Raw genomic sequence first — 20,698 nt, forward strand, 5'->3', positions numbered from 1 at the left:
CCCTGCGGCTCAGAAAGTCGGCGGGGTGCAGGCGCTGACGACCTCGCAGGGCACCGGTCCGACGCAGCGGAAGCGGTGCGGGCGGTGGCTCTCGAAGTAATAGGCGTCGCCCGGGCCGAGGATGCGGCGCTCGTCGTCGATCGTCACCTCCAGCCGCCCCGACAGCACGAGGCCGCCCTCCTCGCCCTCGTGGACGAGCGGCACCTTTCCGGTGTCGGCACCCGGCTGGTAGCACTCCTTGAGGATCTGCAGGCTGCGCCCGAACAGGCTCTCGCCGACCTGCCGGTAGGAGATGGCCCCCTTGCCGATCTCGACGAGTTCGTCGGCCCGGTAGAAGGCCTTCTTCGGCTTGGCCGGCTCGAAGGAGAAGAACTCGGCGAGGCCGATCGGGATGCCGTCGAGGATGCGCTTGAGGACGCCGACCGAAGGGTTGAGCGCATTCGACTCGATCAGCGAGATCGCCGAGTTGGTGACGCCCGCCCGCTTGGCGAGCTGGCGCTGCGAGAGCTTGTGCGCGCTGCGCAGGTATCGAAGGCGCTCGCCGATATCGAGGCTCATGCGTAGGCCGTTTTCCCTGTTCTCGATTCGCAACATAGGGCTGGACGAACAAGCCAAGTCAATGACCTGGGCCGGCGAAGAAAAGGACTTGTCGGTTCCAAGAGATCGGCGTCTCTCAGGGGTCGATGGCCCCCTTCGGAGATGCGCGATGACGATCCATGCCAAGCCCAACCGCCCGAGCCTCGACAGCTACTGGATGCCGTTCACCGCGAACCGGCAGTTCAAGGCGGCGCCGCGCATGCTCGTTTCGGCCGAGGGCATGACCTACACCGACATCGACGGCCACACCGTGATCGACGGGACGGCGGGGCTCTGGTGCGTCAATGCCGGCCACGGGCGCCGGCGCATCGCCGAGGCCGTCGAGCGCCAGCTGATGACGCTCGACTACGCCCCCTCCTTCCAGATGGGCCATCCCATCGCCTTCGAGTTCGCCGAGCGCCTCGCCGCCATCGCGCCGGGTTCGGGCGACACGCGCCTCGACCGCGTGTTCTTCACCGGCTCGGGCTCGGAATCGGTGGACACCGCGCTGAAGATCGCAATCGCCTACCAGCGCGCCATCGGACAGGGCACCCGAACCCGCCTCATCGGGCGCGAGCGCGGCTATCACGGCGTCGGCTTCGGCGGCATCTCGGTCGGCGGACTCGTCAACAACCGCCGCGTCTTCCCGCTGCTGCCGGGCGTCGATCACATCCGACACACGCACGACCCCGTGCGTAATGCCTTCACCAGCGGCGGCCTGCCCGAGCACGGCGCGGAGCTCGCCGACGATCTCGAACGGCTCGTCGCCCTCCACGGCGCCGAGACGATCGCGGCGGTCATCGTCGAGCCCGTGGCCGGCTCGACCGGCGTCCTCCTGCCGCCAAAGGGCTATCTCGAGCGCCTGCGCGCGATCGCCACGCGCCACGGCATCCTCCTCATCTTCGACGAGGTCATCTCGGGGTTCGGGCGCCTCGGCTCCTCCTTCGCCACCGATCATTTCGGCGTCGTGCCCGATCTCGCCTGCACCGCGAAGGGCCTGACCAACGGCGTCGTGCCGATGGGCGCGGTGTTCGCCCGCCGCGCCGTCCACGACGCGCTGATGCACGGACCGGACGCGCAGATCGAGCTGTTCCACGGCTACACCTATTCCGGCCACCCGGTGGCCTGCGCGGCCGGTCTTGCGACGCTCGACATCTACGAGAGCGAGGGACTGCTGACGCGCGCCGCCACGCTCGAGGGCCACTGGACCGCGGCGATGCACGGCTTGCGCGCCGCGCCCCACGTCACCGACATCCGCACGATCGGCCTCGTCGCCGGCATCGAGCTCACCTCGCGCGAGGGGGCGGTCGGGGCGCGGGCCTACGAGGTCTTCACCGAGTGCCTGAAGCGCGGGCTGCTCATCCGCGTCACCGGCGATATCGTCGCCCTCTCGCCGCCGCTCATCGTCGAGCCCGCCGAGATCGACGTGATCGCTTCGATCCTCGGTGACGTCATCACCGCCTCGGCCTGACGACACGCCCGGCAGCGGCTCGTTCCTCGCCCACCCAAGCGCGAGCGCGGAACGAGCCTCCCGTCAGGAGGCGCGGATGGGCCGCGCGGCCGGTGGCAGCCGGCGGTCCTCGGCGAGGAGGTGTTCGCGCAGGGCCGTGCGGAAGCGCGCGGCGGTCGGGAAGTCCCAGACGGGATCGCCGCCTAGAAACAAGTCGAGGAAGGGAATGGCGACGTTGGGGTTCTCCGCGACGTTCTCGCGGAACGACTGCCAGCTTCGCAGGCTGACGGCTTCGGGCGTCAGCGCGATCCCTTCGAGCGACTGCTCCTGCAGCACGCGGTCGAGCACGGTGATGCAGAATTCGAAGTAGAAGACGCCCTCGGGCCAGAAATCGACGAGCGCATCCTCCGGTCGCCGGTGGCCGACGCGCGGGCGATGGTTCGCGCCAAGGCGCACCGGACGGTTCCGGATCAGGCTGCCGAGCATCAGCCCGGCGGCGAAATGGCTGAAGTCGCGCCGGTCGCGGTCGGCGAACTCGCGCTGGGCATCGAAGGAGCGCGCCCATTCGAGGAAGGCCCGCGTCAGGTTGCGCGAGACCAGTTCGAGTTCGAGCCCGTAGCGCTCGTTGAACTGGCGCAGCGCGAACTCGACGGTGCGCGAGAAGTCGCTGAGACGACGGATCGAGCGCTTCATCTGCGGCGCCCCGCCCCCCGCGAGCGGCAGGCTCAGGTTCAGCTTGACCGCGCTGTCGCTCATCGCATCGTCCTTCGTGTCAGGTCGCGGGGCGCGGGGTCGGCCTATCATTCGATGGCGCGCCACACCCCCAGTGTGTCAGGGCAGGTAGGGCACGGTCCGGCGCCAGTCGTCGGCCAATTCGGCCAACCGCTTCTCGCGCAGAAGCCGGGCCCAGGTCTCGCCTTCGGCCTCGACGGCGAGGCACGCGCCCTCGACGACGCGCCGGCCGTCTTCGCCGGTTTCCAGCCGCACGAGCACCGCCAGCCAGGAGGTCAGGGCGAGGCGCGCGTCGTCGCCCCCCTCGCCATGGGCCACCGGCGCGCCGGGCAGGAGGGTGCGCGACAGGCAATTGCGCAGGATGCCGCCCGCCGCCATGCGATGGGCCCGCGTCACGGCGGCGAGGATCGGGTCGGTTCCCACGGGCAGGTCGGCGGCGGGCCGCGCCGCGAGCTTCAGTTCCGAGACGAGGGAGCCCGCAGGCTCGGCACCGCGCAGGATCTCGCGGCACACGGCATAGAGATCGCCGGGCCGCTCGGTCCCCCGTCCGCCGCGAAGGCCGACGGCGAGCCGGTCGAGCCGCTGGCCGAGATCGGCGCCCTCGCGCGGCAGCACCCGCGCGGCGACTTCCTCGGCCCGCGACAGCACGCCGTCGGCGAAGCTCGCCAGACCCCGCGTCGGCCGCGGCGTTCCGAACAGCCGGCTCGACACCGCGCCCGAGCGCGCTTCGAGGCGGATCGAGCAGCGCAGGTCTCGTATTCCTTCCTTGAAGGGAAGCGATAAGCTATCGGGATGAGGCAACATCGAACTCTCCAACCTGTAGCGGATTTCTAGCATATGGGCATGGAAATCCAGAGGGCTTATATGGATCGACCCCGAACCAGACCGTCGACGACCGGGCTCTCCCGGCCGCTAGGCCCGGTATCGTGCAAGAGGCCGAAAGCCCGCGCGATGGGCCCATTCTGATGGCCGGCCCGAACGGCTCGGCCTCATCCGAGCGCGCCGCCGAGATCGGCTCGCGGGCCGACCGCATGCGGGTGCGCGCGGCCTGGATGTATTACGTCGAGCAGATGACGCAGAACGATATCGCGACCGCGCTCGGCATCGGCCGGGTCAGCGTCGTGCGTCTGCTGGCGGAGGCGCGCAACCGCTCGGAGGTGCGCATCTCCGTGGCCGGGGAACTTGCCGAACTCACGCAGATCGAGCGCGCGCTCGAAGCCCGGTTCACGCTGGAAACCGCGATCGTCGTGCCCGCGCCGGGTGCCGGCCGGGACCCCTCCCCGGTGATCAGCGCCGCCATCGGCGCCTACCTGTCGAAGACCGTGGCGAGCGGCATGACGGTCGGCCTCGGATGGGGGCGCACGCTTCTGGATTCGCTGCCCTTCACCGATGCCCAGCCGCTCGACGACCTGCGCGTCGTCTCGCTTCTCGGCGGCATCTCTCAGGCGCATCGCTTCAACCCCGCGGAATTTGCCTGGCGCTTCGCCCAGATCTTCAACGGCGACGCGTTCCTTCTCACCGCCCCCGCGATCGTCGACAGCTTGGCCACCAAGACCGCTCTCATCGAGCATTGCGGCCTGCGCTCGACGCTCGACATGGCCGCCCATCTCGACCTCGTGGTGCTCAGCGTCGGCGGCATCGCCGCCAATGCCACGACCTACCGCACCGGCTACATCGCCGAGGAAGACCGCCTGTCGCTGCAAGAGGCCGGCGCGGTCGGCGACCTTCTGTTCCACTTCATCGACCGCGACGGCACGCTCGTCGATCATCCCATCAATTCCCTCATCATGTCGGCCGACATGGCCTCGATCCGGGGCGCAGCCCGGCGCGTCGTCGCATCCGGGGGCCCCGACAAGATCGACATCCTGCGCGCTTCGCTCGCCTTCGTGCGGCCGAGCGTCCTCATCACCGACGAACTCACCGCGACATCCCTCCTCGACCAGACTGCCGACATCTGATCTCCTGCGATAGACGAAATCGAACATCTTGACACGGTCGAAGTCAAATGTTCATGATCGCCGATAGCGGGCCGAAAAGAGCCCGTCGGGGGAGGTTCCACATGTGGGGTTGGCAAGGGGTGCTGATGCTTCTGGCGGCGGCTTGGCTGCTCCAGTGCGTGGGAACATGGGTTCAGATCCAGCGCTACCGCTCCGCCTTCCGTGAGCTCTCGTCGGGCTGGGCGGACGGCTGGATGGGCGCCGGCAAGGGCGGGCGGTTTCCCCGCGCGGGTGCCATCGCCATGATCGTCGTCGCCCCCGACGACACCGTCCGGCGCGTCGTGGTGATCGCCGGGCGCACCGTCTTCGCCAAAGCCGAGCGGCTGGCCGCCTATGAGGGCCTGCCGGTCCAGGCGCTGCGCCGCGAGACCGCCGGCTCGCCGAAATCCTCGACCCGACAGGCCATCGTCGCCGCGCTCGACCAGATCGAGACCGTGCGCGCCAACCGGACGGCGCGCGAGGCCCGCCCGGCCGGGATGCCCGTCCCCGCCTGATCGGCAACATCGTCTCGAGGGGTCGCGCCGTGGGAGCGCGGACGATCCCTTCGGTTTCAGTATCCAAGTTTCGACGAACGTCGCCACGCCCGCAGCGGGCAGGCCTGGGAGGGTCCGATGACATTGACGATGATGCTGGCGCAGGGAGCGGCGGAGTTCGCCGCGCACGGCGCCGCCTATGCGCACGTTTTGGGAGACCCCGCCGCGGCGGCGCCGCTGGCCGATCTCGCCGGCCACAACGCTCTGGCCGACCAGGCCGGCCACGGCGCGACGCTTCTGGCTCAGGCCACCGACGCCGGCACTGCGCAGGCGACGGTTCCCGCCACCGCCGGCGGGCCGATCTCGGCGGAGGAATACGCCCGCCGGGTCCAGCAGCTCTCCCCCGGCAATCAGGAGGAGCAGCTCGGCTGGCTCGCCACGATCGGGCGCCATTTCATCGGCGTCTTCCAGAAGGGCGGCGAGGTCTTCCTCGGCTTCGTCACCGGCATCATACCCACCCTCGTCGTGCTGATGACCGCCTTCTACGCGCTCACCGGCATGATCGGCGAAGAGCGCGTCCACGGCCTCGCCCGCAAGGCCGGCCGCATCGCGCTGACGCGCTACACCGTCCTGCCGGTGCTGGCGATGTTCTTCCTCACCAACCCGATGGCCTACACGTTCGGCACGTTCCTCGAAGAGAAGCACAAGCCCGCCTTCTACGATTCGGCGGTGTCCTTCTGCCACCCGATCCTCGGCCTCTTTCCGCATGCCAATGCCGGCGAGTACTTCGTCTGGGGCGGGGTGCTCGTGGCGCTTCTGGAACTGGAGAATCGGGGCGTCGTGCCGCCCGGCTACCACATCAACCTCGCGATCTACTACTTCATCGTCGGCATCGTGGTGATCCTCCTCAAGGGCATCGTCACCGAGCGCATCACGCGATTTCTCGCACAGCGCGAAGGCGTGACGCTCTAGGCGCGCGAACGGGAGGGACAGTTTCATGATCAAGACCTACAACGCCATTCGCGTCTCGCAGGGCAAGGGCGGCTGGGGCGGCCCGCTGGTGATCCAGCCGACCCCCGAGCGCGACAAGATCGTCGCCGTGACCGGCGGCGGCATTCCCGCCGTCGCCCTGCGCCTCGCCGAACTGACGGGCGCCACCGTCGTGGACGGCTTCCGCAACCCGCCGCTCGAAAGCGAGATGGCGGCCGTGGTGATCGACTGCGGCGGCACCGCGCGCTGCGGCGTCTATGCCCGCAAGCGCATCCCCACCATCAACATCATGCAGGTGGGCCAGTCCGGTCCGCTCGCCCAGTTCATCACCGAAGACATCTACGTCTCCGGCGTGACCGTCGGCGACATGACGCCGGTGGATGGCGCCAGCGGCCAGGGCGCGGCTTCGCCGGCCGGGATGGGCCAGCCGGCGGCGGCCCCGCGCTCCTTCTCCTCGCCGGCGGAAGCCACCGCCGCGCTCGGCTCCGCGATTCCCATCTCGTCGCAGGGCGGCTTCATCGGCGCCATCACCTCGGTCGGCCGCGTCATGGGCCGGGCGGTCGGCATCTTCTTCAATGCCGGGCGGCGCACCATCGACATGGTGATCCGCAACGTCCTGCCCTTCATGGCCTTCGTGACCATGCTGATCGGCATCATCCTCTACACGGGTGTCGGTGATCTCCTCGCCGCGCCGATGGGCCCGCTCGCCAACAACATCGTCGGCCTCATCATCCTCTCGGCGATCTGCGGCCTGCCTTTCCTGTCGCCGATCCTCGGCCCCGGCGCCGTCATCGCGCAGGTGATCGGCGTCGCCATCATCGGTCCGCAGATCGCCAACGGCACCATCGCCCCGGCGATGGCCCTGCCGGCGCTGTTTGCCTACAACACGCAGGTCGGCTGCGACTTCGTGCCGGTGGGTCTGGCGCTCGGCGAGGCCAAGCCCAAGACGATCGAGATCGGCGTCCCCGCCGTTCTCATCAGCCGGCAGATCATGGGCCCGGTCTCCGTGCTCATCGCCTGGGGCGCCAGCTTCTTCCTCTGAGCCGGCACCCCCAAGACCGGTCGGCGCGCGCGACGCGCCGGCCCTTCCCGACCATCGGCCGGCATCGCGCCTCGGCGCCCGGCCCAGCCCCGGACACTCCCCATGCCCGTCCATCTTCGAACCGTCGTCACCGCGGTCGGCCCCGACGTGCCCGATCTTCTGGAAGGCGGCGTCCTCATCCTCTTCGCCGACGGCGCCCCGCCGGAACTTGCAGAGGTCTCCGTTCTCCACCGCGTGACGGACGGACCGAGCATCGCAGCGCCTGCGGTCGGCGCGGCGATCCGCATCGGGTCGGTGGCGACGACGTTGACGGGGCTCGGCGACCTCGCCTGGGCGAAGGTGCGCGACATCGGCCATGTCGTGATCAACTTCAACGGCGCGAGCGCGCCGGAGCGTCCCGGAGAGATCGCCGCCAGCGAGGTCGATGGTGCCGCGCTTGCGGCCGCGCTCACGGCCGGTGCCGAGATCGTCATCGGCAGCTAGGCCGGGGCGCCTGCCCTTCCTCCGTTTTTGAGAATCGGACATCGGACCCATGATCGAGCGATCCGTCGTCGTGCGCGTGCACGAGGGGCTGCATGCCCGCCCCGCCACGCAGTTCGTCAAGCTCGCCAAGGGCTTCGCCTGCGACATCGAGATCCGGTGCAACGGGCGGGGGGCCAGCGCCAAGAGCGCGGTCAAGCTGATGCTGCTCGGCGTGAAGGAAAACGACGAGGCGGTGCTGCGCGCCGAGGGCGAAGATGCCGCCGACGCCGTGTCGGCGCTTGCGACCTTCCTCCAGACCCCCGGTGCCGGCGACATCGCGCTGACGCCAGCGCGCGCCCCGGCCGCCGCTGCGGCCGAGACCGCCCCGCCCGCGTCGTCGTCACCAGCGCCGGTTCGTCCCGGCTGCCGGGGCGTTGCCGCCAGCGAGGGCACCTCGATCGGTCCCGCCTTCGCCTTCTTTCCCCAGCCGCTCGTTCTCGAACCCCGCACCGTCTCACCTGCCGAGATCCCCGGCGAAGTCGCGCGCTACCGGACGGCGCTCGCCGCGACGGTCGCATCGCTCGGTGAGGCCAAGAGCCGGCCGGGCCTGAAACGCGACGACGGCGCCATCATCGACGCCCTCATCGGCGTCGCCGAGGATGCCGACTTCATCGCGGCGAGCGAGGCCGCGATCGGTGCCGGGCGGGACGCGGAAAGCGCCGTGACGAGCGCCGGCCAGGAGATCGCCGCGAGCTTCGAAGCCATGGCCGATCCCTATCTTCGCGCCCGTGCCGAGGACATTCGCTCGGTGACGCGCAACCTCGTCCTCGCCCTTCTCGGGCGGCGGGACGCCTCGCTCGCCGAGATGCCGAAGGGCTCGATCATCGTCGCCGACGAGATCGCCGCGCTCGACCTCGCCAAGGCGACGCTCGCCGACATCGGCGGCATCGTCTGCCGCAAGGGCGCGGCCACGAGCCACGTCGCGATCATGGCTCGCGCCCATGCCATTCCGGCGGTGCTCGGCGCGGCCATCGACGAGGCGACGCTGCGCGCGGCGTCGAGCGTCGGCATGGACGGCACGACCGGCGAGATCGTGCTCGACCCCGGCGAGACCGATCGCGCCCGGTTCGAAGCGGCGATCGAGCGCGAGGCCGGCGAGCGGCGCAGCCTCGACGCCTACCGCACGCTGGAGCCCCGCACCCGCGACGGCCGGCGTATCGAGGTTGCCGCCAATCTCGGCTCGCTCGGCGAGATCGAGGGGGCGCTGGCGTCGGGCGCGATGGGCGTCGGCCTCTTCCGCACCGAGTTCCTGTTCATGGAGCGGCGCACCCTGCCGGACGAGGAGGAGCAGGCCGAGACCTATGCCGCGCTGGCGAAGGCATTCGCGCCCCATCCCGTGGTGATCCGCACCCTCGACATCGGCGGCGACAAGCCGGTGGCGGGGATCGACTTCGAGCACGAGGACAACCCGTTCCTCGGCTGGCGCGGCGTGCGCATGTGCCTGGAGCGGCCGGACGTCTTCAAGCCGCAGCTGCGGGCGCTCCTGCGCGCCGCCGTCGCCGGCAACGTCAAGATCCTCCTGCCGATGATCGCCGATGTCGACGAGGTTCGCGCCGTGCAGGCGCTGCTCGCGGAGTGCCGCTCCGAGCTCGACGCCGCCGGTGTGGTGCATGGCGCGGCCGAGCTCGGCGTCATGATCGAGACCCCGGCGGCCGTCTTCCTCGCCGCCGAGATCGCGCGCGAGGTCGATTTCTTCTCGGTCGGCACGAACGATCTGACGCAATATGTCATGGCCGCCGACCGGCTGAACCCGAAGGTCGCCAAGCTCAACCGGACGGAGCACCCGGCCGTGCTCGCCGCGATCCGGCAGGCGGCGCGAGCAGCGCGCGAGGCCGGCATCTGGATCGGCGTCTGCGGCGAGGCCGCGGCGCGGCCGGACCTCATTCCCTTCTTCGTCGAGAACGGCGTGACCGAGCTGTCGATGAGCCCGGCCTCGATCCCCCGCGCCAAGAAGTGCGTCACCGAGATCTGACGAAAAAGCTGCGAGCACCGATGGGCGCTCGCGGCTCTTGAGACCGGATCATTGAGAAAAACTCAGCGTGCGAGCTGGATGGCGATCTCGTCCCAGGACCGGGCGACGAAGTCGGCGCCGGCCGTCCGCAGAGCCTCGCCGGTATTGGCCAGGAGATGGGCGCCGCCGAGGAAGCCGTAGGCGGTCATTCCAGCCGCCTTGGCACCGAGAATGCCGAAGCGCGAGTCCTCGATCACCAGGCAGCGCTCGGGCGCCGCGCCCATCTGCCGGGCGGCATGCAGCACGAGATCGGGCGCCGGCTTGCCGTGCGCCACGTCGTGCGACGAGAAGATCGAGCCCTCAGGAAAGAAGCGCTCGAGGTCGCAGACCGACAGACTGTGCCGGATGCGCTGGTGATCGGAGGACGAGGCGACGCATCGCGGCGCATCGGACTCTTCGAGAAAGTCGATGACGCCGAGCACCGGCGCCAGATGCGCGGTGAACAGCGCCTTCGTCTCGCTCCAGAACATCGGATGGTATTCGGCCGGCAGGGGCTTGCCCGTGCGCTCTTCCAGCCCGCTCAGGAGATCGGCGAACTTCTTGCCGACGACCTCGTCCACCATGCTCGCGGTGACCTCGATCCCGGCCTTGCGGAACACCGACTGCACGGCCCGCCGGGCGAGGATCTCGCTGTCCACGAGAACCCCGTCGCAGTCGAAGATGATGAGATCGAAATCGGCCATGCCTGCTTCGTTGCCCTATCGCACGTGCCGGCGCAACAGGCGCGCGACCTCGGTACGCCGCTCGATCTGCGGCAGGTGCCCGGTCCGCGCGAAGACATGCAGGGCGATCGTGCCCGGCAGGCCCGCAAAGTGCCGGATGGGCACCACCCTGTCGTCGGCGCCCGCAATGAGCGCCACTGGCATGGCGAGATGGGGCAGCAGGCTGCGCACCTCGAAATGCTGCGTGCCGTTCGAAAAGAGCGCGCCGGCCAGCTTTGTCTGCGCCTCCGCATGGCGTCCGTCCGCACGGGCGCGGGCGGTGGCGCGCACGAACCCGTCCGACAGGCTCGCGGGGTCCGCGACGAGATGGCGGAGCCAGCTCCGCACCGGCGCCTCCTGCCGAGCCGCCGCGAAGCCCTCGACGAAGCCCGTGTCGATGTCGGGCCCGAAGCCGGCGGGCGAGACGAGCAGCAGCGAGCGCACGTCGACGGCGATCCCGGACGCGACCGCGACGGCCACCGCGCCGCCGAGCGAATGGCCGACGAGATGGCAGCCGGAGATCCCCTCTGCCACCAGCGCCTCTTCCACTCCGGCGACGAGGTCGTCGAACCCTTGTGCGGGCGCATCGAGCGATCCGCCGTGGCCGGCGAGATCGACGCCGAGGATCGGCCCGCCGCCCTCGCCGAGCTCCGCAAGCAGCGGTCGCCAGCTGGCGCTTTCCGAGCCGAAGCCATGGACGAGGACGATCGGCGTGCCCTCCCCTTCGCGCAGGCGAACGAGATGGAGCGGCGAGGCGTTCGGCGTCGACGTGCTGCGGGCCGGTGTGGGAGCGGCCGAGGAGGACGGCACGGAAGCCGGCGCGGCCTCGCTTTGCATGAAGGCTTCAGGCGCCTTGGGAGAAACCGGCGCAGCCCTCTTGGCCTCTTCGACGTCCTCGCGCTGGATGCGCCCGTGCGGTCCGCGCCCCCGAAGGCTCGACAGGTCGATGCCCCGCTCGCGTGCGATGCGCCGGGCGAGCGGCGTCGCGCGAACGCCGTTGCGTTCGCCCTCGGGGTCGGCGCACGGCTTGCAACTCGCAGCATCCGTCGTCGCCGGCGGCGTTTCCGTCAGCGCCTGCACCGCGCCGGCATCGGCCGGGCGCGCGTCCAGTTCGACGTCGGGATCGGGACCGACGACCTGGGGCTTGGCCGTGTCGGGCGAGGCAATGGCGTCATCCACCGCCTCGCCTTCGGCGTAGATCCAGGCGACGGGCGCGCCGACGGCGATGTCGGTGCCCTCGACGCCGGTGACGTTGCGCAGCGTGCCGGAGGCCGGCGCGTCGATCTCCATCGCCGCCTTGTCTGTCTCCATCTCGAAGAGCGGCTCGCCCTTCTTGATCACGTCGCCTTCCTTGTAGAACCAGCGGGAGATCTGTCCGGTCGCCATGTCCATGTCGACCTTGGGGAAGATGACCTCGGTCGGCATGGCTCAGCGCTCCCGGCGGGCGAGCGCCCGCGCGGCCTGAATGATGTCGGGCACCTGCGGCACCACGGCCTTCTCGAGTTCGGGATTGTAGGGGATCGGCGATTCGGCGCCGCCGAGCCGCACGATCGGCGCGTCGAGATAGTCGAAGGCCTCGCTCTCGGCGATCATCGCGGAAATCTCGGCGCCGACGCCGAGCGTCTTGACGCCCTCATAGACGCAGATGAGACGCCCGGTCTTCATCACGCTGGCGATGATCGTCTCGCGGTCCATCGGCCGGATCGTTCTGAGATCCACGACCTCGGCGTCGATGCCGTCCTTGGCCAGGTCCTCGGCGGCGCTCAGCGCCTTGTGGACCATGATGGCTGTGGCGACGATCGTCACGTCCCGTCCCGCGCGGCGCACCAGCGCCTTGCCGATCGGCACGGTGTAGCGCCCTTCCGGCACCTCGCCCTTCATCTTGTAGAGGATCTTGTGCTCGAAGATCATCACGGGATCGGGGTCGTCGATCGCCGCGAGCAGCATGCCCTTGGCGTCGTAGGGGGTTGCCGGCTGGATGACCTTGAGGCCGGGCACATGGCCGAGCCAGGCTTCGAGGCTCTGGCTGTGCTGCGCGGCCGCGCCCGTACCGGAGCCCGATGGAAAGCGCATGACGAGCGGCACCGAGACCGCGCCGCCCAGCATGAAGCGCAGCTTGGCGGCCTGGTTGACGATCTGCTCCATCGCCAGCGTCGCGAAGTCGGAGAACTGGAACTCGTAGATCGGGCGCATGCCCGTCAGCGCGGCGCCCACCGCGACGCCTGCGCCGCCGAGCTCGGAGATCGGCGTATCGATCACCCGGTCGGCGCCGAAGCGGTGGACGAGGTCGCCGGTGACCTGGAAGGCACCGCCGTAGACGCCGATATCCTCGCCCATGATGAAGACGCGCTCGTCCTCCTCCATGGCGATGCCGATCGCCTCCTGGATCGCCTGCGCATAGGAAAGTTCGCGGCCGGACGCCGCAGCGATGGTCTCGCTCATCGTCGTGTTCCCCCCGGGCATCTCCTGGCGAAGCGCGAACGCTTCACCATCGAAGACTGCCGTTCCTGTCAAATCTGGCGTGGCGGTCAGGCCGTGTAGACGAAGCGCGTCGCATCGCTCACATCGGGCGACGGCGAGTTTCTGGCGAACTCGACACCGTCCGCGATCTCGCGTTCCACGTCGGCGCGGATCGCCTCGATGCCCTCGGCATCGACGAGACCGTATTCCAGCATCTCGGCCTCGAACCGTCCGATCGGATCCTTGGCAATCCAGTCGTCGATCTCTTCCTTCGTGCGGTAGCGGTTGCGGTCGCTCTTGGAATGGCCGCGATGGCGGTAGGTCTTGCACTCGATGAGGGTCGGCCCCTCGCCGGCGCGCGCCCGCTCGATGGCGGCGACGGAGGCTTCCGCGACGTCCGACAGCGAGTTGCCGTCGACGATGACGCCCGGCATCGAATAGGCGACGGCGCGATCGGCGACGTTCTTCACCGCCGTCGAGCGCTCGGTCGAGACCGACATGCCGTATTTGTTGTTCTCGCAGACGAAGACGACGGGCAGCTTCCAGATCGAGGCCATGTTGAGCGCCTCGTGGAAGGCGCCCTCGTTGTTGGCGCCGTCGCCGAAGAAGGAGATGACGACGTCGCGGCGCTTCTGCATCTTCATCGACAGGGCCGCGCCCACCGCGATCGGAAGACCACCGCCGACGATGCCGTTGGCGCCCAGATTGCCCTTCGAGACGTCGGCGATGTGCATGGAGCCGCCGCGGCCCCGGCAGTAGCCGGTCTCCTTGCCGAAGAACTCGGCGAACATCTTGCCGACCTCGGCGCCCTTGGCGATGCAGTGGCCGTGGCCGCGATGCGTCGAGGTGATCTGATCGGTGTCGGTCAGCGCCAGGCAGGTGCCGACCGCCGAGGCTTCCTGCCCGATCGAAAGATGCATCGTGCCGTGGATGAGGCCGCGGGTGTAGCTCTCCTCCGCGCCCTCCTCGAAGCGACGGATGAGATGCATCTGGCGCAGCGCGTCCTTCAGCACCTCGACGGAGAAGTGGCGGAAGGCGAAGGGCCGGTTGTCGCCCTCGCGCGGGGCCGCGGCATCCGTGGCGGCGGCCACATCGGCGGGCTTGGGAGCCGCGCTCGGAGCGGCTTCGGAGATCGTGGACATCGGGCCGTCTCCTTCTCGCGTCAAGCGGGCGTGCTGGCCGCGAAGCGGCTGTCGGCCTGGTCCAGACGCTTGCGGATCTGGGAGATCACCAGGCTGTCGTCCGGCTCGCAATTGGCATAGGTCAGCTTCTCGCCGGCCTTCACCGCGCGGGTGACGCGGGCGTTTTCGGCCAGACCCAGCGGCAGTGCGCCCTCGTCGCGCGCGCCTTCCCAGGTCATCGCGAAGCCGCGATAGTCGTATTCGCCGATCTTGCCGAGCGTGTCGCCGGGCTGCAGGTCGCGCTTGGCCAGCGTCACGCACTCGGCCACCGGGCGCTCGGCCGGCTGCATGTCCGGCGCCTTCTTGATCACCGCGCGCACTGCCGAGAGCGGCACTTCGAGGCTGGTCAGGTGGTAGGGGCGGAAGATCGTGTAGCAGGGGCCGGGGCCCATCTTGAGATCGCTCATGCGCTCGAGCACCCGCTCGTGCCGGGGCTTGACGACGCAGAAGACGCCGGGCGCGACGCCCTTGCCGATCGAGTAGTCGACCCGGCCGGGCGCCGAGAGCACGCCGCCGTCCTCCTTGGTGCAGAGCACCGAGGCGAGTTCGTCACGCGTTGCATTGGGGCCGTGCATGCCCGGCACGTCCGGCACGAGGCCGGTGGCGTTGGCGACGGCCACCATCTCGATCATCGTCTTGGAACCGTCGACGAATTCGACGAGCATGCGCGCGTTCATGTTGCGGCGGCGCGCCTCCTCCTCGTAGGCGTCGGGCGTCGCATCGAACTTCAGCGGGTTGTTCTTGCCCTTGCCGGCGCAGACGATGTCGAAGCCGAGCGACTGCGAGAAGCCGACGATCTCGATCGTCGCCGCAGGCTCGTCGCCGGCGGCGCCCGTGTAGACGACGCCGGCCTTGGCGGCCTCTTCGCGCAGGAAGCGGCCGATCGTGATGTCGGCCTCGACGTTCAGCATGACGACATGCTTGCCGTTCTTGAAGGCCTCGAGCGCGATGAGCGTGCCGACATTGGGATTGCCGGTGGCGTCGATGACCACGTCGACCCGGCCCGACGAGCAGAGCGCCTTGTAGTCCTCGGTCAGCGCGACGCGACCGCCCTCGATGGCGCGGTCGATCTCGCTGGCGCTGGAGGCGCGCGTGAATTCGGAACCGGCCATGCGCAGTGCCGCCTCGGCACCCGCGATGTTCAGCTCCGACAGCGCACCGAGACGAACGCCCGGCATGAGGCCGAGCTGGACCACCATGTCCGTGCCCATCTGGCCCGAACCCGCCAGACCCACCGTCACCGGACCGTGCTGTTCGGCGTAAGCGTTCAGCTCGGCCGCAAGACCCACCTGTAGAAGCGTCATCGTGTTTCCTCCCATGGCTCTTGATACATTTGTTCAAGAACGACGACAAGAGTTCAGATGCGATTTTTGGGCGGTGGTGGTTCGGCGCGATGCGCCGCGGCCGTCAGCGCGGCAGCAAAATGTCCATTCCGACGCGCTGCCCGGTCAGGGCCCAGATCAGCGGCGCATGAACAATTATCGGAGCTGACGTCATGCCGGAGCCGAGGCGGCGAGCCGCCTCGGTCCCGAAGGATCAGTCGGCAGGGGTCGCGGGAAAGCCGGCGCGGGCCAGCGCCGCGAGGAGGTCGCCCGTTGGCCGGGTCGTCGCGACCTCGATCTCGCGCGTGCCCAGATGGCCGACCACCGCGGCGTCCGGATCGGACGACTGCACGGCCTTCGTCACGGAGCGTAGGCAGCCGCCGCAATGCATGTCGGGAATGGCGAACTTCATCGGGGACCTCCCAGGAGCGTGGCGTCGGATCCCATCTGGGGTCTGCCACGATGGGAAGGTCAAGGGCGCGGGCTGACCGCGAGGATCAGAGCCCGGTCTCGACCCGCGTCCAGGCATTGGCAAGATGGCGGCCGAGGATTTCGGCGAGGCGCTCGCCGTCGCGCGCTTCGAGCGCGGCGATCATCTCCTCGTGCTCGGTGACCGCCGCCGCCCACATGTCCGGCTCCTCGTGGCCGATGAAGCGGATGCGCTTCAGGCGCATCTGCAGCGTCCCGTGCACGTGGGCGAGCGCCGGATTGTCGGCGAGCGCCACGATCGCCGTGTGGATCGACTGGTTGAGCTTGTAGTAGGCGAGCCGGTCGCGCGCGTCGTAACGGGCGAGCATCTCGTCGTGGAGGCGGCGCACGGCGGCGATGCCCTCGTCGCTGGCGGCCGCGGCGGCAAGGCGCCCCGCCAGCTCCTCCAGCGCGCGGATGACGGTCATCATGTCCCGCACGTCCTTGCGGTCGAAGCGACGGACCACCGCGCCCCGGCTGGGAACGAGTTCGACCAGCCCTTCGCTCGCCAGATACTTGATGGCTTCGCGCAGCGGCGTGCGGGAAATGCCGAGCTGCTCGCCGAGCTGGCCCTCGTGCAGGCGCGTGCCGGGCGCCAGCGCGCCCTCGATGATCATGTCGCGCAGCCGCGTGACGATCGTGTCGTGCAGCGAATGACGGGAGATGCGCCCCGGCTCGATCGGCTCGATCGCGGCGGGCGCGCCGTCTTGGCGGGAAACCAGCGTGTCGCTCATCGGTCGCAGTCCTCAGATCCCCGCGGAACCGGCCGCACGTCACCCGCGCCGATCCCGATCGTCCCGCCAATCACCATGAGCGCCATCACGCGTCAAACGATTAAATTCTGTATGCAGCATACAAAATGCTTGATGCGGGCATTCAGGAACGTTAGCCTTGCCTGACGATTTCGAATTGGGAGGTTCGCGATGACGAACGAAGCGCCGGCATCATCCTCAAGCCACCGTCCCGTCGTGGCGCTCGCCATGGGCGACCCCGCCGGCATCAGCCCCGAACTGACGGCGATGCTGCTGGCGCTGCCCGAGACCTCGAAGACGGCGGCTCTCACCGTGTTCGGCGACCTGCGCATCCTCGAGAAGGGCGCCCGCGAGGCCGGCGTCACCCTCGACCTCGAAGTCGTCCCGGCGGATGCCACCCGTGCCCCGACCGGCCCGCGCGCCGTCTTCGTCGATCTCGCCAACTGCGCGCCCGAGACGGTCTCGCGCGGCGAGGCGACGCTCGCCGGCGGCACCTTCGCCACCCAGAACTTTCGCGCCGCGCTCGAAATGGCCCATCGCGGCGAGGCCGACGCCGTCTGCTTCACGCCCTTCAACAAGAAGGCGATGCGCTACGCCTATGAGGGCTACGACGACGAGATCCGCTTCGTGGTCGACGTCACCGGCTTTCGCGGCAAGGTTCGCGAGTTCAACGTTCTGGAAAAGGTCTGGAACGCCCGCGTCACCTCGCACATCCCGCTGAAGGCGGTGTCGGATCATCTCAGCGTCGAGGCGATCCTCGCCGAGGTCGACCTCACCCATCGCTGCCTCCTGCAGTCGGGCATCGAGCGCCCGCGCATCGCGGTCGCCGGGCTCAACCCGCATGCCGGCGACGGCGGATCCTTCGGCATGGAGGAGATCGACATCATCGAGCCGGCCGTGGCCGCGGCGAAGGCTCAAGGCTTCGACGTCGAGGGGCCGTTCCCGGCCGACACGGTGTTCCTGCGGGCGCTCAACGAGGGCTATCACGCGGTGCTGACCATGTATCACGACCAGGGTCAGATCGCGATGAAGATGATGGGCTTCGACAAGGGCGTGACGATGATGGGTGGCCTGCCCTTCCCGCTCTGCACCCCCGCCCACGGCACCGCCTACGACATTGCCGGCACCGGCAAGGCCGATATCGGCGCCACCCGCGAGGCCTTCCGCCTCGCCGTGCGCATGGCCAACCAGCAGCACCAGCTCCGCGTCGCCGCCGAGTAGTTCGACCCGCCTTCGGCCGGGGGTGGAGGCCCCCAGCCGAACAGTCGTCAGTCCAGCGGGGGAGCCCAAGCGCATGACATCTCAAACCAAGCTCGACCGGACGAACTGGCCCATCGCCGCGGCGATGATCCAGTATCCCGGCACCCTGCCGGACGGCCGATCGACGCAGGATCAGTCCGCGGACGAATGGTCGGCGACGCTCGCCGACGTCTCCGACGCCGGCTTCACCGAACTCGATCCGACCGACGGCTGGCTGCGCATCGCCGACCTCGACGCCTCGCGGCTGGACGAGTTCATGGGCGTGGTGCGCGACCGCGGCCTGACGATCCCCGCCGTCTCCACCGCGCGCAAGAACCTCGTCGATCCCGTGCACGGCGAGGCCCATGTCGCCTATGGCCACCGGCTTCTCGACACCGCCGCGGCGATCGGCGCAAAGGCCGTCTCCTTCGGCTTCTTCGGACCGCTGAACGAGGCACAGAAAAAGGCCCTGTGGTTCTGGACCGTGCAGGGCGAGCGCAATCCGGACGATGCAGCCACCTGGGCGCTCGGCACCCGGCGGGTGCGCGACCTCGGCCGCCACGCCGCCGATCTCGGCCTCGAGATTGCGCTCGAAATGTACGAGGACACCTATCTCGGCACCGCCGACAGCGCCGTGCGCTTCGTCACCGACGTCGACCTGCCGAACGTGAAGATCAACGCCGATCTCGGCAATCTCATCCGCCTGCATCGCCCCGTCGAGCACTGGCAGGCGATGATGGAGAAGGTCGCGCCCTTCGCCGGCTACTGGCACGTAAAGAACTACATCCGCATCGAGGACGAGACCACCGGCGCTGTGATGACCGCGCCCGCCCCGCTCGAATTCGGTCTCATCAACTACCGCACCGCCCTGCGCATGGCGCTCGCCCACGGCTTCCGCTCCGCCCTTCTCGTCGAGCATTACGGCGGCGACGGCCTGAGCGTCAGCGCCACCAACCGCGACTACCTGCGTCGCATCCTGCCGCGCCCGGAGGCGGACGTATGACCTCGATATCCGACGAACCCGAACGCTTCGCCGCCAGCGCGCTCAAGGGCTTCTGCGACGTCCATGCCCGCCTCGTGCGCCCCGTGCCGTCGGGCGCGCTGCGCGCCAGCGTCACAGACGCTGGCAAGGTCGCGCTCGTGATCGGCGGTGGCTCGGGCCATTATCCCGCCTTCCTCGGCTATGTCGGCCCCGGTTTCGCCGATGCCGCGGTGGCCGGCGACGTCTTCGCCTCGCCCTCGACGCAAGGCGTCGCGCGCATCTGCCGGCTGGCGAACCGGGGCGGCGGCATCGTGCTCGGCTTCGGCAACTATGCCGGCGACGTGCTCAACTTCGGTGCGGCGGCGACGCGCCTTCGCGCCGAGGGCATCGACGTTCGCATTCTCGCCGTGACCGACGACGTCGCGAGCGCACCGGCCGAGACCCCGGCGCTTCGCCGGGGCGTCGCCGGCGACGTCGCGGTCTTCAAGATCGCCGGCGCGGCCGCCGAGGCCGGGCACGACCTCGACACGGTGGAGCGCCTCGCGCGCCTCGCCAACGCCCGCACCGGCTCCTTCGGCATCGCCTTTTCCGGCTGCCGCCTGCCCGGCGCCGAGGGCCCGCTCTTCACGGTGGAGCCCGGCACGGTGGCGGTGGGTCTCGGCATTCACGGCGAGCCCGGCATTCGCGACGAGGCGGCGATGCCGGCCGCCAAGCTCGCAGACCTTCTCGTGGCGCCGCTCCTCGCGGAACGCCCGTCGGGCGCCAGCGGCCGCGTCGCTGCGATCCTCAACGGGCTCGGCGCCACGAAGTATGAGGAACTCTTCGTCCTCTGGACCCACATCGCCGCGCGCTTGGCGGACGAGGACCTGACGCTGGTGCAGCCGGAAGTCGGCGAGTTCGTCACCAGCCTCGACATGGCCGGCTGCTCCCTGACGCTGACTTGGCTCGACGAGGAGCTGGAGCCGCTCTGGTGCGCGCCCACCGACACCGCCGCCTTCCGGCGCGGCGCGGTGACTGAACGCGAGGCCGCGCCCCCGATCGTCCTCGCCGACGAGACGCAGAGCTTCGCGCCGGCCGACGAAGCCTCGAAGGCATCGGCCGCCAAGGTGCTGGCCGCGATCGAGGCGATCGCCGGGGCGCTCGCGGATGCCGAAGCGGAACTCGGCCGGATCGACGCGATCGCCGGCGACGGCGACCACGGACAGGGCATGCATCGCGGCTCGCAGGCCGCAGCCGTCGCGGCGCGCTCCGCCCTTTCGGCGGGCGCCGGCGCAGGCTCGCTGCTGGCGGCGGCGGGCGATGCCTGGGCCGACACGGCCGGCGGCACGTCCGGCGCCATCTGGGGCCTGCTCCTGCGGGCCTGGGGCGGCGCGCTCGGTGACACCGGCACGGCGGACGCCGCACGCGTCGCGGCCGGTGCAAGGGCCGGCGCCGACGCGGTGACCACGCTCGGCCGCGCCAGGCTCGGCGACAAGACGCTCGTCGATGCGCTCCTGCCCTTCACGCAGACGCTGGCGGCTAAGATCGAGGCCGGCCGCTCCCTTCCCGAGAGCTGGGCCGCCGCCGCCGCGGTTGCGACGCAAGCGGCCGACGCCACCGCCGAGCTCACCCCGAAACTCGGCCGCGCCCGGCCGCTGGCCACCCGCAGCCTCGGCCATCCCGATGCCGGCGCGGTGTCGCTGGCGCTCTGCGCCCGCACCGTCGCCGCGCTGCTGACGGACGACGACACCGGCGGACAGACCCCGCAGACCCAGGCACAGCCCGCCTGACGCATGCCCTCTACGAGGGTGCCGACCGGCC

Annotated in this window: 20 protein-coding genes; 10 read left to right on the plus strand and 10 right to left on the minus strand. The window is 69.7% G+C overall.

The window, feature by feature from the left end; all coding sequences use genetic code 11:
* Positions 1-9: 9 nt before the first annotated feature.
* A complete protein-coding gene (locus AUL33_RS06095) occupies positions 10-558 on the minus strand; it encodes a cupin domain-containing protein (protein ID WP_062205202.1) in 549 nt (182 codons plus the stop codon).
* A gap of 148 nt (positions 559-706) precedes the next feature.
* Between AUL33_RS06095 and AUL33_RS06100 the strand changes: the two genes are divergently transcribed.
* Complete coding sequence (locus AUL33_RS06100) at positions 707-2,047, plus strand: aspartate aminotransferase family protein (protein ID WP_062205205.1); 1,341 nt, start codon at positions 707-709, stop codon at positions 2,045-2,047.
* Between the two features lie 63 nt (positions 2,048-2,110).
* Here the strand turns inward: AUL33_RS06100 and AUL33_RS06105 are convergent, their stop codons facing one another.
* Both AUL33_RS06105 and AUL33_RS06110 read right to left on the minus strand, forming a co-directional pair.
* Positions 2,111-2,782 (minus strand): hypothetical protein, encoded by a 672-nt coding sequence (locus tag AUL33_RS06105; RefSeq protein WP_062205208.1) that lies wholly within the window; start codon positions 2,780-2,782, stop codon positions 2,111-2,113.
* A 75-nt stretch (positions 2,783-2,857) separates the two neighbouring features.
* Positions 2,858-3,562 carry a hypothetical protein gene (locus tag AUL33_RS06110; RefSeq protein ID WP_062205210.1) on the minus strand — a complete coding sequence of 235 codons (705 nt, stop codon included), beginning with the start codon at positions 3,560-3,562 and terminating at the stop codon, positions 2,858-2,860.
* A 161-nt stretch (positions 3,563-3,723) separates the two neighbouring features.
* Here AUL33_RS06110 and AUL33_RS06115 point away from each other — a divergent pair, with 161 nt between their 5' ends.
* The 6 genes from AUL33_RS06115 to ptsP all read left to right on the plus strand — a co-directional run bounded on the left by AUL33_RS06115 (position 3,724) and on the right by ptsP (position 9,754).
* The gene (locus AUL33_RS06115) at positions 3,724-4,716 is read left to right on the plus strand and encodes a sugar-binding transcriptional regulator (RefSeq protein WP_062205213.1); all 993 of its coding nucleotides are present in this window, start codon (positions 3,724-3,726) and stop codon (positions 4,714-4,716) included.
* A gap of 101 nt (positions 4,717-4,817) precedes the next feature.
* Positions 4,818-5,249: a transcriptional regulator GutM gene (locus AUL33_RS06120; RefSeq protein ID WP_062205216.1), complete on the plus strand. Its 432-nt coding sequence runs from the start codon at positions 4,818-4,820 to the stop codon at positions 5,247-5,249.
* A gap of 117 nt (positions 5,250-5,366) precedes the next feature.
* Positions 5,367-6,200 (plus strand): PTS glucitol/sorbitol transporter subunit IIC, encoded by an 834-nt coding sequence (locus AUL33_RS06125; RefSeq protein ID WP_156419303.1) that lies wholly within the window; start codon positions 5,367-5,369, stop codon positions 6,198-6,200.
* Positions 6,201-6,225: 25 nt separating this feature from the next.
* Entirely contained in the window at positions 6,226-7,260 is a 1,035-nt protein-coding gene (locus tag AUL33_RS06130; protein WP_062205218.1) for a PTS glucitol/sorbitol transporter subunit IIB, read from the plus strand.
* 102 nt (positions 7,261-7,362) lie between these two features.
* Positions 7,363-7,743, plus strand: a complete 381-nt coding sequence (locus tag AUL33_RS06135) for a PTS glucitol/sorbitol transporter subunit IIA (RefSeq protein WP_062205221.1) — start codon at positions 7,363-7,365, stop codon at positions 7,741-7,743.
* A 49-nt stretch (positions 7,744-7,792) separates the two neighbouring features.
* Positions 7,793-9,754, plus strand: a complete 1,962-nt coding sequence (gene ptsP / locus AUL33_RS06140; RefSeq protein WP_306302790.1) for a phosphoenolpyruvate--protein phosphotransferase — start codon at positions 7,793-7,795, stop codon at positions 9,752-9,754.
* Positions 9,755-9,816: 62 nt separating this feature from the next.
* Here the strand turns inward: ptsP and AUL33_RS06145 are convergent, their stop codons facing one another.
* From AUL33_RS06145 to AUL33_RS06175, 7 genes are all read right to left on the minus strand, one after another.
* Positions 9,817-10,476, minus strand: coding sequence for an HAD family phosphatase (locus AUL33_RS06145; protein ID WP_062205224.1), 660 nt, complete (start codon positions 10,474-10,476; stop codon positions 9,817-9,819).
* Positions 10,477-10,491: 15 nt separating this feature from the next.
* Positions 10,492-11,919 (minus strand): acetoin dehydrogenase dihydrolipoyllysine-residue acetyltransferase subunit, encoded by a 1,428-nt coding sequence (locus AUL33_RS06150; protein WP_062205227.1) that lies wholly within the window; start codon positions 11,917-11,919, stop codon positions 10,492-10,494.
* Between the two features lie 3 nt (positions 11,920-11,922).
* Positions 11,923-12,936, minus strand: coding sequence for an alpha-ketoacid dehydrogenase subunit beta (locus AUL33_RS06155; protein ID WP_062205229.1), 1,014 nt, complete (start codon positions 12,934-12,936; stop codon positions 11,923-11,925).
* 86 nt (positions 12,937-13,022) lie between these two features.
* Positions 13,023-14,096, minus strand: a complete 1,074-nt coding sequence (locus AUL33_RS06160) for a thiamine pyrophosphate-dependent dehydrogenase E1 component subunit alpha (protein ID WP_082652359.1) — start codon at positions 14,094-14,096, stop codon at positions 13,023-13,025.
* A gap of 20 nt (positions 14,097-14,116) precedes the next feature.
* On the minus strand, positions 14,117-15,439 hold the full coding sequence (locus AUL33_RS06165) for an NAD(P)H-dependent oxidoreductase (RefSeq protein WP_156419304.1): 1,323 nt from the start codon (positions 15,437-15,439) through the stop codon (positions 14,117-14,119).
* Positions 15,440-15,671: 232 nt separating this feature from the next.
* Entirely contained in the window at positions 15,672-15,869 is a 198-nt protein-coding gene (locus AUL33_RS06170; RefSeq protein ID WP_062205236.1) for a heavy-metal-associated domain-containing protein, read from the minus strand.
* Between the two features lie 85 nt (positions 15,870-15,954).
* Positions 15,955-16,659, minus strand: coding sequence for a GntR family transcriptional regulator (locus tag AUL33_RS06175; RefSeq protein WP_062205238.1), 705 nt, complete (start codon positions 16,657-16,659; stop codon positions 15,955-15,957).
* A 189-nt stretch (positions 16,660-16,848) separates the two neighbouring features.
* Here AUL33_RS06175 and AUL33_RS06180 point away from each other — a divergent pair, with 189 nt between their 5' ends.
* The 3 genes from AUL33_RS06180 (at position 16,849) to AUL33_RS06190 (ending at position 20,667) form a co-directional block, all read left to right on the plus strand.
* Positions 16,849-17,898 carry a 4-hydroxythreonine-4-phosphate dehydrogenase PdxA gene (locus AUL33_RS06180; protein WP_062205241.1) on the plus strand — a complete coding sequence of 350 codons (1,050 nt, stop codon included), beginning with the start codon at positions 16,849-16,851 and terminating at the stop codon, positions 17,896-17,898.
* Between the two features lie 73 nt (positions 17,899-17,971).
* A complete protein-coding gene (locus AUL33_RS06185; RefSeq protein WP_062205245.1) occupies positions 17,972-18,919 on the plus strand; it encodes a sugar phosphate isomerase/epimerase in 948 nt (315 codons plus the stop codon).
* Entirely contained in the window at positions 18,916-20,667 is a 1,752-nt protein-coding gene (locus tag AUL33_RS06190) for a dihydroxyacetone kinase family protein (protein WP_062205248.1), read from the plus strand. The genes AUL33_RS06185 and AUL33_RS06190 overlap by 4 nt, the downstream gene beginning before the upstream one ends.
* Positions 20,668-20,698 lie beyond the last annotated feature (31 nt).

Source organism: Aureimonas sp. AU12, assembly GCF_001463705.1.
Taxonomy (GTDB): domain Bacteria; phylum Pseudomonadota; class Alphaproteobacteria; order Rhizobiales; family Rhizobiaceae; genus Aureimonas.